This is a genomic window from Halomicrobium sp. HArcht3-1 (assembly GCF_058933345.1).
Genome location: NZ_JBZYDM010000026.1, coordinates 1 through 13,887, shown reverse-complemented (window position 1 = coordinate 13,887; position 13,887 = coordinate 1). Strand labels below are relative to the sequence as shown.

Annotated in this window: 10 protein-coding genes and 1 pseudogene; 2 read left to right on the top strand and 9 right to left on the bottom strand. The window is 63.8% G+C overall.

From position 1 onward, the window contains the following. Nucleotides 1-131: 131 nt before the first annotated feature. From sufD to AC5FRW_RS19220, 5 genes are all read right to left on the bottom strand, one after another. Complete coding sequence (gene sufD / locus AC5FRW_RS19240; protein ID WP_493570080.1) at nt 132-1,343, bottom strand: Fe-S cluster assembly protein SufD; 1,212 nt, start codon at nt 1,341-1,343, stop codon at nt 132-134. A 14-nt stretch (nt 1,344-1,357) separates the two neighbouring features. Further along, the gene (gene sufB, locus AC5FRW_RS19235) at nt 1,358-2,788 is read right to left on the bottom strand and encodes a Fe-S cluster assembly protein SufB (RefSeq protein WP_493570079.1); all 1,431 of its coding nucleotides are present in this window, start codon (nt 2,786-2,788) and stop codon (nt 1,358-1,360) included. A gap of 129 nt (nt 2,789-2,917) precedes the next feature. Further along, complete coding sequence (locus tag AC5FRW_RS19230) at nt 2,918-3,850, bottom strand: ABC transporter ATP-binding protein (protein WP_493570078.1); 933 nt, start codon at nt 3,848-3,850, stop codon at nt 2,918-2,920. Nucleotides 3,851-4,024: 174 nt separating this feature from the next. Beyond that, on the bottom strand, nt 4,025-5,107 hold the full coding sequence (locus tag AC5FRW_RS19225; RefSeq protein ID WP_493570077.1) for a hypothetical protein: 1,083 nt from the start codon (nt 5,105-5,107) through the stop codon (nt 4,025-4,027). Nucleotides 5,108-5,160: 53 nt separating this feature from the next. Next, complete coding sequence (locus tag AC5FRW_RS19220) at nt 5,161-7,251, bottom strand: cofactor assembly of complex C subunit B (protein WP_493570076.1); 2,091 nt, start codon at nt 7,249-7,251, stop codon at nt 5,161-5,163. Nucleotides 7,252-7,374: 123 nt separating this feature from the next. On the opposite strand from AC5FRW_RS19220, the gene AC5FRW_RS19215 reads away from it, so the two are divergent. Further along, a complete protein-coding gene (locus tag AC5FRW_RS19215; RefSeq protein ID WP_493570075.1) occupies nt 7,375-7,851 on the top strand; it encodes a MaoC family dehydratase in 477 nt (158 codons plus the stop codon). Here the strand turns inward: AC5FRW_RS19215 and AC5FRW_RS19210 are convergent. Next, complete coding sequence (locus AC5FRW_RS19210; RefSeq protein ID WP_493570074.1) at nt 7,848-8,201, bottom strand: DUF5658 family protein; 354 nt, start codon at nt 8,199-8,201, stop codon at nt 7,848-7,850. The genes AC5FRW_RS19215 and AC5FRW_RS19210 overlap by 4 nt on opposite strands. Before the next feature lie 421 nt (nt 8,202-8,622). Continuing rightward, on the bottom strand, nt 8,623-10,437 hold the full coding sequence (locus tag AC5FRW_RS19205; RefSeq protein ID WP_493570073.1) for an acyl-CoA carboxylase subunit beta: 1,815 nt from the start codon (nt 10,435-10,437) through the stop codon (nt 8,623-8,625). Between the two features lie 137 nt (nt 10,438-10,574). On the opposite strand from AC5FRW_RS19205, the gene AC5FRW_RS19200 reads away from it, so the two are divergent. Next, nucleotides 10,575-12,719 (top strand): PGF-pre-PGF domain-containing protein, encoded by a 2,145-nt coding sequence (locus AC5FRW_RS19200; RefSeq protein WP_493570072.1) that lies wholly within the window; start codon nt 10,575-10,577, stop codon nt 12,717-12,719. Between the two features lie 15 nt (nt 12,720-12,734). Here the strand turns inward: AC5FRW_RS19200 and AC5FRW_RS19195 are convergent, their stop codons facing one another. After that, nucleotides 12,735-13,625 (bottom strand): class 1 fructose-bisphosphatase, encoded by an 891-nt coding sequence (locus tag AC5FRW_RS19195; protein WP_493570071.1) that lies wholly within the window; start codon nt 13,623-13,625, stop codon nt 12,735-12,737. Further along, nucleotides 13,622-13,887: pseudogene (locus AC5FRW_RS19190) on the bottom strand (aldolase); the annotation flags it as partial. The pseudogene AC5FRW_RS19190 and the gene AC5FRW_RS19195, both read right to left, overlap by 4 nt.

The window sequence follows — 13,887 nt, the reverse complement described above, 5'->3', positions numbered from 1 at the left end:
TCGCCGCGAGCCTATTGTTCTACGAACTCGATCCACAACGGGCGACGGGGCGCTCACGGACTGTTACGGCTGTTTGGATGCGCACGCGAAAGCGAAACACGGACACACAGAAAGCGGTCGCCCGGCGTTGCTTAGCCTTGGAGTCGCTCGACGACGAGGTCGTCGAGGTCCTCGCGGAGTTCGTCGACTTCGATCTCCTCGAAGACCGGGACGAAGAAGCCTTCGACGAGCATGTTCTTCGCGCGCTCGGGGTCCACGCCGCGAGAGGTCATGTAGAACAGGTCCTCTGCGTCGACCTGCCCGACCGTTGCGGAGTGGGAGGCTTCGGTGTCGTGGTTGTTGATGATCAGCTTCGGCGACGCGTCGGCCTCGCTCTCGTCCGAAAGCATCAGCGTGTTCTCGCGCTGGTAGGAACTGGTGTCCCACGCTTCGCGACCCACGTCCTGGACGCCCTCGTACACCGAGCGGGCGGCGTCGTCGAGGACGCCGCGGGTGACGAGGTCGGCCGTCGTGTGTTCGGCTTCGTGCCAGACCCGAGACGCGATGTCGAAGTGCTGGTCCTCGTGGCCGAAGAACGCGCCGACGATCTTCGACTCGGAGGAATCTCCGATCAGGCGCGTCTCGACGTCGGTCTTCGTCAGACGCGAGCCAATGTTCCCTTCGATCCAGTTGACCGTGCCGTACTCGGCAGCGTGGCCGCGCTTGACCTGGAAGTTGTAGGTGTCTTCCGCGAGGTTCTGGAGCGCGCCGTACTGCACGTGGCTGTTCTCGCCGCCGACGACTTCGACGACGCCGGAGTAGTACTGGTCGCCCTCGACGTTGTCACCGGTCGTCTGGCGTTCCAGGATCGTCACGGACGACGACTCCTCGGCGACGACGAGCGTGTAGTTGAACAGCGAACGGCTGTTCATCGTCGTTCGGATCTTCACGTCCTCGGCGTCGACGCCCTCGGGGACGTAGATGACCGTTCCGGCCGAGAACAGTGCCGTCGACAGCGCCGTGAGATAGTTGCGCTGGGGGTCGACGACGGAACCGAACTGCTCCTCGATCAGGTCACCGTGTTCGTCGAGCGCGTCGCTCCAGGCGAGCACGTCGACACCGTCGGCGTCGACGCGGTCTTTCTCTTGCTCCCAGTCGAGGGGGTCGACCAGCGTCTCGTAGTCGAGCGCGTCGAGGTTCGTCCAGTCGCGACCCGGTGTCCGGATGACATCGGGCATGTCGAGGTCGCCCAGCGCCGAGAGCGCGTCGAGACGGGTTTCGAGCAGCCACTCTGGCTCCCCGAGTTCCTCGGATATCTGCGTTACCTGCTCCTCCGTAAGGTTGGCGTGTACCTGCGTACTCATGATAGATCCGGGGGTTACCCGAGGCTCCCCTCCATTTCGAGTTCGATGAGCCGGTTCATTTCGACCGCGTACTCGATGGGTAGTTCTTCCGTGAGCGGTTCGATGAAGCCAGCGACGATCATCTGCTTTGCGTCGTCGTCGTCCAGGCCGCGGCTCTGGAGATAGAACACGTCCTCGTCGCCGATCTTGCCGACGGTGGCTTCGTGGGCCACGTCGACCTTGTTCTCCTGAATCTCCATGTACGGCATCGTGTCCGAGGTCGACTCGTTGTCGAACATCAGCGCGTCACACTCGACGGACGTACTGGAGTCCTCGGCGCCGTCGGAGATGTGGACGAGGCCACGGTAGTTCGTGCGGCCGCCGTCTTTGGAGATCGACTTCGACTCGATGGTCGATTTCGTGTCGGGCGCGTTGTGGTAGACCTTCGCGCCGGTGTCGATGTTCTGGCCTTCGCCAGCCATGGCGATGGTGATGTGGTTGTCCGTCGCGCCGGGGCCCTTGAGGATCGTGGCGGGGTACAGCATCGTCGCCTTCGATCCCATGGAACCGGACACCCACTCCATCGTGCCTTCCTCCTCGACGATGGCGCGCTTGGTGTTGAGGTTGTAGGTGTTTTTCGACCAGTTCTGGACTGTCGAGTACTGGACGTGGGCGTTCTCGCCGACGAAGACCTCGACGCCCCCGCTGTGGAGGTTAAAGGCAGAGTACTTCGGTGCGGAACAGCCTTCGATGTAGTGGACTTCTGCGTTGTCCTCGGCGATGATGAGCGTGTGCTCGAACTGCCCCATCCCTTCGGAGTTCATCCGGAAGTACGCCTGCACGGGCATGTTGACGCTGGTGTCCTCCGGGATGTAGACGAAGGAACCGCCCGACCAGATGGCCCCGTGGAGCGCGGCGAACTTGTTGTCGCTCGGCGGGACGCACTTGGTCATGAAGTGCTCTTTGACGATCTCTTCGTGTTCCTGGACGGCCTTGTCCATGTCACAGAAGATGACGCCCTTCTCCTCCCACTGCTCTTGCATGTTCTGGTAGACGATCTCGGACTCGTACTGGGCACCGACGCCCGAGAGCGCGTTCTTCTCGGCCTCCGGGATGCCGAGCTTGTCGAAGGTGTCCTGAATCTCTTCGGGGAGGTCTTCCCAGTTCTCCGCGCCGCCGCGAGTCTCGATGTCGGGTCGGATGTAGGGAACGATCTCGTCGATGTCGACCTCCGAGAGGTCTGGCTGGCCGGGCCAGTCGGTCGGCATCGGCATCTGCTGGAACTGTTCGAGCGCGCGAAGGCGTCGCTCGAGCATCCACTCCGGTTCGTCTTTGTCTTCCGAGATGAGACGGACTGTCTCCTCGGTGAGACCTTTCTCGGTCTCGAAGGCGGACTTTTCCTCCTTCTTGAACTCGAACCGGGCTTCAGTGTCGGTTTCTTTGAGGTGGTCTTGATCTGAACTCATGATTTGTTGTGTTTGGCTTGGGGATTGCTGGTTATGTGGGTTGTGGCGTATACGGAAAGTTGTAGTTCCGTACCGGATCGATCGCACGACATCGTGCGATCGACCGGGAACACGTCTACAACTTCCGTATCATGCGGCCTCGTAGACTTCCTCGCGAACCCAGTCGTAGCCCTTGTCTTCGAGCTCTTCTGCCAGCTCTGCGCCGCCGGATTTGGCGATCTCGCCGTCGATCATCACGTGGACGTGATCGGGTTCGACGTAGTCGAGGATGCGCTGGTAGTGGGTGATCTGGAGGATGCCGGTGCCCTGCTCGTCGCGCAGCGCGTTGATACCCTCGGAAACGTCCTGCAGGCGGTCGATGTCCAGCCCTGAGTCGATCTCGTCGAGGACGGCGACCGACGGTTCGAGGATCGCGGCCTGGAGGACCTCGTTTTGCTTCTTCTCCCCGCCGGAGAAGCCGGCGTTGAGATAGCGGTTGGCGAACTTCTCGTCCATATCGAGCTGTTCCATCTTCTCTTTGAGGAGCTGCTGGAACTCGGCGACGCCGACCTCGCCTTCGTCGGCGGGGCCTTCCATCGGTGACGTGTCGTAGCCAGCGGCGTCCTCGTTGGTGTCGCCGCCTTCGGCGTCGGCTTCTTCCTCGTCTTCGTCCTCGAAGAGTTCTTCGCGCTCTTCGAGTTTGGCGTTGAGCGCTGTCCGCAGGAAGTTCACCATCGTGACACCCTCGATCTCGGCGGGGTACTGGAACGCGAGGAAGATACCGAGTGCGGCGCGCTCGTTGGGTTCGAGATCGAGGAGGTCCCACGTGCGCTTGTCCTCGGGGATCTCGACATCGTCGCCGAACTCGTCGTCTTCGAGGTGGATCAGCACTTCACCGTCGGTCACCTCGTACGCGGGGTGGCCGGCGATGATCTTGGCTGTCGTCGACTTGCCCGATCCGTTCGGTCCCATCAGCGCGTGGATCTCGCCCGACTCGACTTCGAGGTCGACGCCGCGAAGGATCCGTTCACCGCCGTCTTCCGCCACTTTTGCGTGGAGGTTGTTGATTTCGAGTACTGCCATAGTATGTCCTTAGGTCAACCGAAATCAGGGTCGTGGCGCTGATAATACTTTCGCAATCTGTTGTACTGTCTTTGGCATTCCAGAAATTATTTTTCCGCCTTGTGGAACCGTGCCACACATGGCGCTCACGAGGGATCGGTAGTTCTCTCTCTCCCGTCGTGTCGACGACGCGGGCTATCCGTCGTCGAGGCGCTGCCCGCAGTTCGGACAGAACCGAACCGCTGTGTCGGGCGTGAACGCCACGCCACACGTCCGACAGCGCTCGTCGCCGTGGCCGACCCCGTCGGTGCTGTCGCCTGTCGGGTCCTCGACAGTCCCGTCGGGGTCGTACGCACGTGTCGTCTGTATGTGCGCCGGGACGCTGTGGTCCGCTTCGCTCGACGGACCGGTCGTCGTCGGACCGGAACGGGACCGTGACGCGTGTCCGCCGGTCCCGTTCGCGACGGCGGGCTGGAACGGGTTTCGCTGTCCCGCACGCAACGAACCACGGTCGACAGTCGGCTCTGCTCGGCGGACGTAGACTGCGACCAGTGACTGTACGAGCAGGTACGAGACCGCGACGACCACCGGTGTGGCCCCAGCGGCGGTCAACAGGATCGGGACTTCGAGCGGTCCCGTCCCGACCGTTCCGTACACGTCGACAGGGACACCGAGGAGATCGATGGCGTCGACGACCATCGTTCGCTGATCGACGACGGCCGCCAACTGGACGACGCCAGCCGTTGCGTACAGCAGGAAGGTCAGGAACGATCCGAAGTGGACGATGCCGGGATAGGAAAACGAGAAGACACGGTAGCTGTAGGCCGTCGTGCGGACGAGGAGGTACGCGCCGGCGATAAACGCAACTGCGAGCGCGGGCCACTGTAACGGTGCGACGAGCGTCGCCACAACTGCGAGCAGTACCAGTACCGCGGGCGGCACGAGTAGCGTGGCGGGCGCGTCGAAGCGGTAGGCGCTCTCGACGTTCCCCGAAACGTTGGTCACGCGGTCGCGCAGTCGCCACGTCCCAACGACTGCCGGAACGACGATCCATCCGACGACTGCGGCGGCCAGCAGCGCCATCGTTCTGCTGGACCCCGGTTCGACCGCGAGGGTCAGACCGATTTCCTGTGCCCCCAGTGCGGCCAGTGCACCGGTCGCACCGACCCACCCAACGAAGCCGACGACTGCGAGTACGAGATCGAGGAGAAACCACCGCTCGCCGTTGGCAGCGAGCCGGAACGAATCGGTGACCGCTCGACGACGTTGCCCGTCCATCGGTGTGACCTTGCACACTCGGTATCAAAGCCCTTACGACGGCGCGCTCGCCGTCACGCGATCCCGGAAATCTCGAATCGCGCTCCCCCGTCCGTCCCGCCCGTGACGGTGAGCGACCAGCCGTGGGCCTGCACGATCTCCGCCACCAGAGAGAGTCCGAACCCGGTTCCGCCCTCGTCGGTCGTGTATCCGGTTTCCACGACGTGTTCGCGCTCACTGGGTGGGATTCCCACGCCGTCGTCCTCGACGTAGATCCCGTTACCGTCGTCGAGCGATCCGACCCGGACCGTCACGTCCGTCTCGTTGTGTTCGACCGCGTTTCGAAAAAGGTTCTCGAACACGTGTGCGAGACGCTCTCGGTCGGCATCGATCGTCGTTCCAGCGTCCACGTCGAGGACGAGCGTCGCCGCGTCGGTCACGACGGTCTGCCAGGATCGGCGAGCCGTCGCGCCGATGTCGACCGGCGTGGTCGCGTCGACGCTGTTGCCCTGTCGCGCCAGTACGAGCGTCTCGTCGATGATCGCCTCCATGCGTTCGAGTGCGGTCTCGGCTGTTTCGAGGTGGGTCGACCCGCCGTCGAGGCGTTCCCGAACGTACTCGACACGCCCGAGCGCGACGTTCATCGGGTTCTGGAGGTCGTGGCTGACGATATTTACGAACTGTTCGAGCTGTTCGTTCGTGTGTTCGAGTTCGTCGCGCTTCGCTCTGAGCTGTCGTTCTTTCTCGACTCGGTCGAGGGCTGCGACGACGCTCGATGCGAGCACGTCTCCGAGCGCCACGTCCGTCTCGTCGAACGCATGTGGGCCGAGCGCACTCGTGATGAACACGCCGTAGTCCGCAAGCGGGTAGACGATCGCACTCTCGACTGTCGCCGCCCCTTCGAGTCGGTCGAACGTCGAGGTATCCTCGATGACGAGGGGGCGTTCCTGCTCGAACGTCTCCCAGACGAACGAATCGACCGGATCGTCGCTGTGGCGTCGGTAGGTGAGATCGGAACCGAAGATGTCGGCAGCCCGGTCGTTCAGCGCTGTCGCTTCGAGCGTCTCGTCGCCGTCGTGTAAGTGGACGCCGCTGAGTGGCGTGCCGACGGCATCGCTCGCTGCCTCGACGGCGACGGATGCGACCTCACTCTGTGAGTCGCTTCGCATCAGTCGCGTCATGTACCGATGAAGCGCCTTGATGCGCTCTTCCCGCTGTTTTCGGGCCGTGATGTCGGTCGAGAAACCGACGACACGCTCGCCGTCGGGTGTGAGTGCCACCTGTGACTTGATCCAGCGATGTTCCTGCACGGACTCCGGTGTGATGCGATACTCGATTTCGCTCGCACGACCTTCTCCCTCCGTGATTTCACAGAGCGATTGCGTGACCGCCTCGCGGTCATCCCGGTGGACGTAGCTCTCGACGACCGTGTCCAGGTCGTACGGCTTTCCGACCTCGTATTCGAGTGGTTGGTCGATCGGTCCGTACAGCCAGATCGTTCTCGACGAGCGGTCTACTTCCAGCAGCGTCGTGCCCGTCGCTTCGAGGACGAACGCAAGCGGTCCGTCGGTTCGCTCGGACAGGCGTCCGTCGTCACCCGATTCGTCGGCGACTGCGCCCTCCTCACTCGGGCGCTCCTCGGCCGATCCGTCGTCGGTATCGGCCCGATAGCGTCGATTAGTCGCCGTCTCTAGCCCGGCCAGCGCTGCCCCAATGTACTGGCCGAGTCGCTCGATCCACTCGCGGTCTGCCTCGGTGAAGGCATCCACTGCCGTCGATTCGACCAACAGAATCCCTCGGTCGTCGATCGGGGCACAGATGAGCGATCGGATTGACTCCTGGTCGGTCGAAACGTCTTCGGCTACTGTGGTGGTCGACTGCGAGTCCGTGCGGTCGTCGATACAGACACTCTCCCCGTTCTCGTAGGCGAGCGAACAGATATCAGTCGGCTGGTGGGCGGGGAAGCGCTGGGGATCGAACCGACGCGACCCCACCTGTGCCACCTGTTCGAATCCGTCTGCGTCGGCGAGCGCGACGGCACAACGATCGGCGTCGAATCGCTCGTCGACCGCGTCGAGTCCGGTTTCGAAGACGGACTGAGCCGTTCCCGAGTCTAGCAGCGACTCGACGACCGATGCCCGGAGACGATCCCCCTCCGCATTCATTTGGTTGACACATTGTGGTACCCACGACGACAAATAGCTACTCCTTGCATTCACCAATAGGAAATATGCATTAATTTCGAGGACCACCAGTCCCCAAGTAGGTGGTGTGTGAAGAAGCCACGTATGGCAGGGAAGTATTACGAGGACTTCGTTGTCGGCGAGACTATCGCACACCCTCGCCGACGGACCGTCTCCGAGAGTGACAATCAGCGCTTCTGTGATATGACGATGAATCAGCAGCCACTCCACCTCGACGGGGCGTTCGCTGCCGAGACAGATTTCGGTGAGCGTATCGTCAACGGGCTGTACACGCTATCGCTGGCGGTCGGCCTGACGATCCCCGAGACCACTGATGGGACCATCGTCGCGAACCTCGGCTACGACGATGTCGAGCATCCAGCACCGGTGTTCCACGGTGACACGCTCCGCGCGGAGACGACCGTCACGGACAAACGCGAGACCAGCGACGGCGAGCGCGGCGTCGTCACCATGGCCGTCGAGGTGTTTCGTGATGATGAAACACTCGTCTGTTCGTTCGAGCGGACAGTGCTGGCCGAGAAGCGCCCCGACGACGGTGGCGGGCCGGCCGATTCGGACTAGAAGAGCAGCGTGTAGTTGACGACCGACGCAAAGAGCCACGGAATCGCCAGCCCCAGCGGAATGATCGGTCCGTACTCCGGCCGGAATTCACGCGCGAGTCCAGCGGTTCCGAGGACGACGACTTTCACCAGTCCCAGCATGGCGAACCCAACGTGCTCGAAGGCATACCCCATGATGGGGTTCCCCTCGGCGAGCCCCGACCGCAATCCGATGTACGTCAGGATCACGTCGAGGGTCAGTGTCGCGAGGACGACGAGCCACAGCTCCAGTTCGACTGTCGCCAGCTCCGCGTAGCGGTGCTCCATCCATGATCGCGCCCGTGGCGCGACGTGTGTCTCTCGGTCGATCATCGAGCCTCCCGACCACGCACCCACCCACGGGACCACGTGGTATCTAAATGGATACTCTCGCTACTGGTTCAAAAGCTTCGGTGTTCTCGGTCGACGTTTGGCGGAGTGTCCCCGTGTCTGTCTGGGCGTGTGAGACTGTCGACTGTCGCTCCACACCGAGGACGCGGCTGTCGAAACACCCCCCACATCCCCTGTGAACCACACGACGGCAGTCGTGTGGAGATATCACTTCGTACGCTCGAAAGTCACCACAGCAGAGACCAAGGCCCCCACCCCGGTACGCTGTGGCTCGTTTTTCTATTGGCGCGGGTGGCTTGAAAAATCCATCTATCGATCCCGGCACCTGTCAGCGCCCATGGGTGTGTCCCGGGCCGTCGCGTCTGTCCTGTCCGGGGATCGCGACACGCTGGTCGGTCGACGACTACAGGACGGTTCCGTGTTTCTTCGACGGCAGGTCTTTCTCTACGTCCTCGTAGAACGCGAAGCGAGCAGCCAGTTCCGTCCGCAGGTCGCTCGGCGGTACGATTTCGTCGATGACGACCTCGCTCGCCATCCGATGCACGTCGATGTCCTCGCGGAACTGTTCGCGCAGTTCTGCCTCGCGCGCCGCCCGCTCCTCAGGGTCCTCGATGTCGTCGAGTCGGTTAGCGTAGACGGCGTTGATCGCCGCCTCCGGCCCCATGATCGCGATCTCGCCCGACGGCAGTGCCAGCGTCGCCTCCGGGTCGTAGGCCGGCCCGGACATCGCGTAGATGCCCGCGCCGTAGGCTTTTCGCAAGATCACACACTGCTTTGGCACGGTCGCCGATGAGGTGGCGTAGATGAGTTTCTTCCCCGCTTCGAGAATGCCTTCTTTCTCGACCTGTGAGCCGGCCATAAAGCCCGGCGTGTCACAGAGATACAGCAGCGGGATGTCGTAGGCGTCGCAGGTCCAGACGAACTCCGCGGCCTTCCGGGCGGCGTCGGGGAAGATCGCACCGGCCCGCTGGCTGGGGTCGTTGGCGACGATGCCGACCGGCCGGCCGTCGATCCGGGCGAAGCCGGTGACCATCTCGCTGCCGTATCTCGGCCGGAGTTCGAGCAGCGAGTCAGCGTCGACGATTCGCTCGATGATCGCACGCACGTCGTAGCCCCGGTTCGGTTCCTGTGGGATGACGCCGTCGATGCCGTCCGGTGGCTTCGCCGGGTCGCGGCCGTCGGTCCGAGGTGGCTCCGCGTCGGCGCTGTCGGGCAGGTAGCCGATCAGTTTCGCGACGAGTTTGCGAGCGTGCTCCTCGTCTTCGGCCACGAGGTCCGCGCTGCCGGAGTGGCGAGCGTGGATCTCCGGGCCACCCAGTTCGGCCAGATCGATCTCTTCGCCGGTGACCATCTCGACCATCCGTGGACTGGCAATCGCCATCGCGCTCATCCCCTCGACCATCACCGTGAAGTCGGCGAAGACGGGCGTGTACGCCGCGCCGGCGATACAGGGACCGTAGAGCACGCAGATCTGTGGTACTCGTCCCGACAGCATCGAGTGGTTGTAGTAGTACTTCCCGATCCCCTCGCGGTTGGCGAAGAAACCGCGCTGCTGGTCGATCCGGCCACCCGAGGAGTCCATCAGGTAGAGCACCGGCTTGCCGGTCTTGAGCGCACGCTGTTGCATCCGCAGGAACTTCTCGACGCCCTTCTCGGCCATCGACCCGGCCTTGACCGTGAAGTCGTTCGCCATGAAGTGGACCGAACGGCCTTCGAACTCGGCTCCGCCCGTGAGCAGGCCGTCGGCGGGCAAGCGCTGGTCCGGGTTAGCCCCGTCGTCCGTGGGCGAGTCCGCGTCTTGCGGGCCGGACCCGTTCGACTGTTCCGAGGTGTTTCGCGCCTCACGACGCCAGCTATCGAAGTTGGCGAACTTCCCGTCCTCGAAGGTCACGTCGCCAAACCAGAGGTCGAGACGGTCACGGACGAACAGTTTTCCTTGCTCGGCGAGGCGGTCGCGGTACTTTTTCGGGCCGCCCTCCTTGATGTCTGCAATCTCCTCGCGAAGCCGCCGTTCACGGTCAGTCGGACCATGTCTCTCTTCGTCCGGCGCTCGTTTCTCGTCCGGCGTGTCGGTCTCGTCGTCGACCCGATGGACCACGCGGGCGTCCTCGTCGTCACCCACGTAGATCCGCACGCCCTCACCGACGTGTTCGGCGATCGCTGCGGCGATAGCCGACGCCTCTTCGCGTGTTGCACCGGCGGCGATGCGCACCTTCATACCACACCACTCACACCGGAGTATAACAATACTGCCGCCGGCACCGGTGGCGACTGCCGATCCCCTCGCCACGTTGTTATCAGGGATTGTAATCGAGGGGCGGCCTTGATGTCTCCCGACGGGCTACGGTCGAGTCAGTGACCCGAGCGTCGTCGCCGTCGCGTTCGAACGCCGGCCAGCAGCGACGCCTTCGGGTGCGGTCGGCCGCCACACTCGTCTGTACGCTCGTCCTCGTTACCGCCCTCGTCCTCGCCGTCCCGGTGATGCCCGCGCTCGCCCAGTCGGAGGGCGACACCGATCCACCGACGCTCGCAGGGGCCGAACGCGGCAACGCGACGACGATCATCGTCACGGTGGCCGACAACGAGGACGTCGACGAGTCGACGCTCTCGCTCTCCGATTTCGAACTCAGTACGGGTCTGCTCCGCAACGCGACGGTCAACGAGAGCGGGACGGACGCGACCGTGCGCCTCTCGCTTGCCAGTCGAGTCAACACGGAGAACATCACGGTCTCGCTCGTCGATTCGGTCAGCGACACGGCCGGCAACACGGTTTCGTCGGGCAGTGTCACGGCGACGGGGATGGACGGACAGAACCCACGACTGGTCGCCTTCGATGTCGAGCGGATCAACGGCACACACGCACGTATCGCCGCCGAGACGGACGAACCGCTTTCGCAACTCACGCTCGCGATCGGCAAGGCCAACTCGGCGAATCTCGACATCGACAATTTCAGTGAGACCCGACAGAACGACGGCAGCTATCGATACACGCGCGTCCACGAGTTCGACAACGAGGGCGAAACGCTGGTGCTCCTGATGCAGTTGGTCGACCACGGCGACAACACGATTCGCTACAACGCTCGGCGCGACTATCTCGTCGACCGGACGCCACCGACGGCCGACATCGACGGCCCGCGCTTCGTGACGACGGGCGACACCCACACGTTCGACTCGGGTGCCGCCGACAACGTCGGGGTCGCGTCGGTCGAGTGGTCGACCGGTCCGAACACGACGCGTTCCGGCCGGTCGATCACGCACTCGCTCACTCAGGTGGGCAATACGACGCTGTCCGCGACCGTCACGGACGGTCGTGGCCGAACCGTCACCGTCACTCACAACGTCACTGTCGCCGCGGGGGCGAGTACGGACGGCGTCGACATCACGCCGGTCGCGGCGAACCGGACGAACGCGACGGTCGCCGCCAACCGTTCGACCCAGCGCGTCCGCATCGCCGACGACAGCGGGCACCTCGTCTCGAACGACGGCGTGACGATCGAATCGCTGACGGCGACCCCACCGGCCGGCCAGCCACTCCGTCTGAGCGTCGCGCTCGACAGGACGGCCAGAGCGTTTTCCGCGGCGACCGGTCGCGCAAGCATCGCCTCCTTTTCGGTCGATCATCCGCCCAACGAGTCAGCGACGAACGTGACCGTCGTGTTCGCCATCGAGCGGTACCGCCTCCAGTCGGTCGGTCTCTCGGCAGACGAGATCGCACTGTATCGGCACAACGAGACGTGGACGGAACGACCAACCCGCGTCCGGTTCGACGATGCCGACCGTGATCGCGTCCACTTCGTTGCGAACGCGTCGGGCCTCTCGTCGTTCGCCATCGGTGCTAGCGGCCAGCACGACACGTCGAGCGACGAGACCATCGCGACAAACGGGACGAACGGAACGAACGAGACCACCGACGACACCACCACAGCGGGCACGGACGCGGAGTCGGAGGGTACCGAGACATCGGAACCGGCGTCACTCGCCGTCACCGACGCGACGCTCACAACCGACGGCGTCCCGGCCGGCGGGTACGCCGTCGTCACCGCGACTGTCACGAACCGGGGCGGGCAGGTCGGCGCTCGGTCGATCGAACTCACGGCCAACAACACCACCGTCGCGACTCGCTCGGTGACGGTCGCGCCCGGCGAGAACCGGACCGTCCAGTTCGGCGTGCCGGTCAACGAGAGTACGCGCCTCGCCGTCGACGGAGAACGCGCCGGGACAGTCACCGTCGTCGACTCGTCGGTGAACACCGCGACGGCCACGACCCCGCAGTCCCCTCCGTCGAGCACCGCAACAGCCACACCCCAGTCGACGACGGCGGAGCCAGAAGCCACTGCTCAGACGCCCGTGGCGACCACCCAGCAAGGCGGTGGCGGGCTTCCGAATCCACTCGCGCTGTGGCCCGGTGGTCTCGTCGGCACGGCTATCGGTGCCGTGGTCGGTCTCGTCGTCGTCGGCTACGGCGTCCTGAAGGCTCTCGCGATCTATCTGGGCTACTGAAAAAATCGAACTGCGTTATTCCGCGCGTTCGTACCGTTCTTCGAGTCGCTCGACGAGCGACGTGTTCCCGAGGTGTAGCGGCGTCCGGTCGTGAAGGCCCTCGATGTCGCGGTCGAGCAGCGACTGTGTCCCATCGGACGAGCGCCCGCCCGCTGCTTCGACGATGTAGCCCATCGGCTGGCCCTCGAACTGGAGTCGGAGTTTGCCGGTCGGCCGGTACTCCAGTGCCGGATACGAGAAGAGACCGCCGTAGGTGAGCACCTGACTCACGTCGGCGATCATCGCACCGCCGTAGCGAAGTTTGAGCTTCTTGCGGAGTTCGGCCGCGTACTCCACGAACGGCTCCTGCCAGTTCTCTCGGCCACCGCCGAAGCCATAGACCGTCGGGTCACGTGGGATCGACACGTCGTCGTCGACCGTGCGAGCGTCTCCGTCGTGAATGACGTATTCGCGGACGCGGTCGTTGCGTGCGACGACCATCGACGTGGTCGGCCCGTAGATCAGGAAGCCCGCTGCGACGAGGTTACGACCGATCGTCGGCGGTTTGGTGTCGTAGATACCGAAGATCGTTCCCATACCGCTGTTGGGTTCGAGGTTCGACGACCCGTCGAGCGGGTCGATGGCGACGTGACGGTGTCCCTCGCCGTCGTCGACTGACACCGACTCGCGCTCCTCGCTGGCGTAGCTGGCGACGCCGTCGATGGCGAGCAAGCGCTCTTCGAGCAGCATGTCCGCTTCCACGTCGGCGGCGAGCTGGCTCTCGCCGCTTGGGTTTTCCTCCTCGGCGAACTCTCGTTCGGTCGCGATGGCCTCGCGAACGTCCGTCGCGGTGTCGGCGATGGTGTCGACGATGGCCTCGGTCGTCGAATCGGTCGCGCCCGGTGTGAAGTCGGTCGATTTGCTCATTGGAGTGCTGAATCCACTGATTGTCCCTCGTAGATGACTTTTTCGAGCGCGTCGAGGAGTCGCTCGGGGTGGTCTCGCTGGAAGACGTTCCGGCCGACTGCAAGCCCGGACCCGCCAGCGTCCATGGCTGCGCGAACGTTCTCCAGGAACGCCTCGTCGGAGCGTTTCGAACCGCCGCTCATGACGACCTTCGATTTGCCGGCCATGTCGACGGCGTGGGACATGGCGTCCTTACTGCCGGGGTACTTGACCTTCGTCACGT

Excerpts from the sequence above, each read along its gene's own strand:
- sufD (WP_493570080.1), bottom strand. The coding sequence starts at position 1,343 with ATGAGTACGCAGGTACACGCCAACCTTACGGAGGAGCAGGTAACGCAG.
- sufB (WP_493570079.1), bottom strand. The coding sequence starts at position 2,788 with ATGAGTTCAGATCAAGACCACCTCAAAGAAACCGACACTGAAGCCCGG.
- AC5FRW_RS19230 (WP_493570078.1), bottom strand. The coding sequence starts at position 3,850 with ATGGCAGTACTCGAAATCAACAACCTCCACGCAAAAGTGGCGGAAGAC.
- AC5FRW_RS19225 (WP_493570077.1), bottom strand. The coding sequence starts at position 5,107 with ATGGACGGGCAACGTCGTCGAGCGGTCACCGATTCGTTCCGGCTCGCT.
- AC5FRW_RS19220 (WP_493570076.1), bottom strand. The coding sequence starts at position 7,251 with ATGAATGCGGAGGGGGATCGTCTCCGGGCATCGGTCGTCGAGTCGCTG.
- AC5FRW_RS19215 (WP_493570075.1), top strand. The coding sequence starts at position 7,375 with ATGGCAGGGAAGTATTACGAGGACTTCGTTGTCGGCGAGACTATCGCA.
- AC5FRW_RS19210 (WP_493570074.1), bottom strand. The coding sequence starts at position 8,201 with ATGATCGACCGAGAGACACACGTCGCGCCACGGGCGCGATCATGGATG.
- AC5FRW_RS19205 (WP_493570073.1), bottom strand. The coding sequence starts at position 10,437 with ATGAAGGTGCGCATCGCCGCCGGTGCAACACGCGAAGAGGCGTCGGCT.
- AC5FRW_RS19195 (WP_493570071.1), bottom strand. The coding sequence starts at position 13,625 with ATGAGCAAATCGACCGACTTCACACCGGGCGCGACCGATTCGACGACC.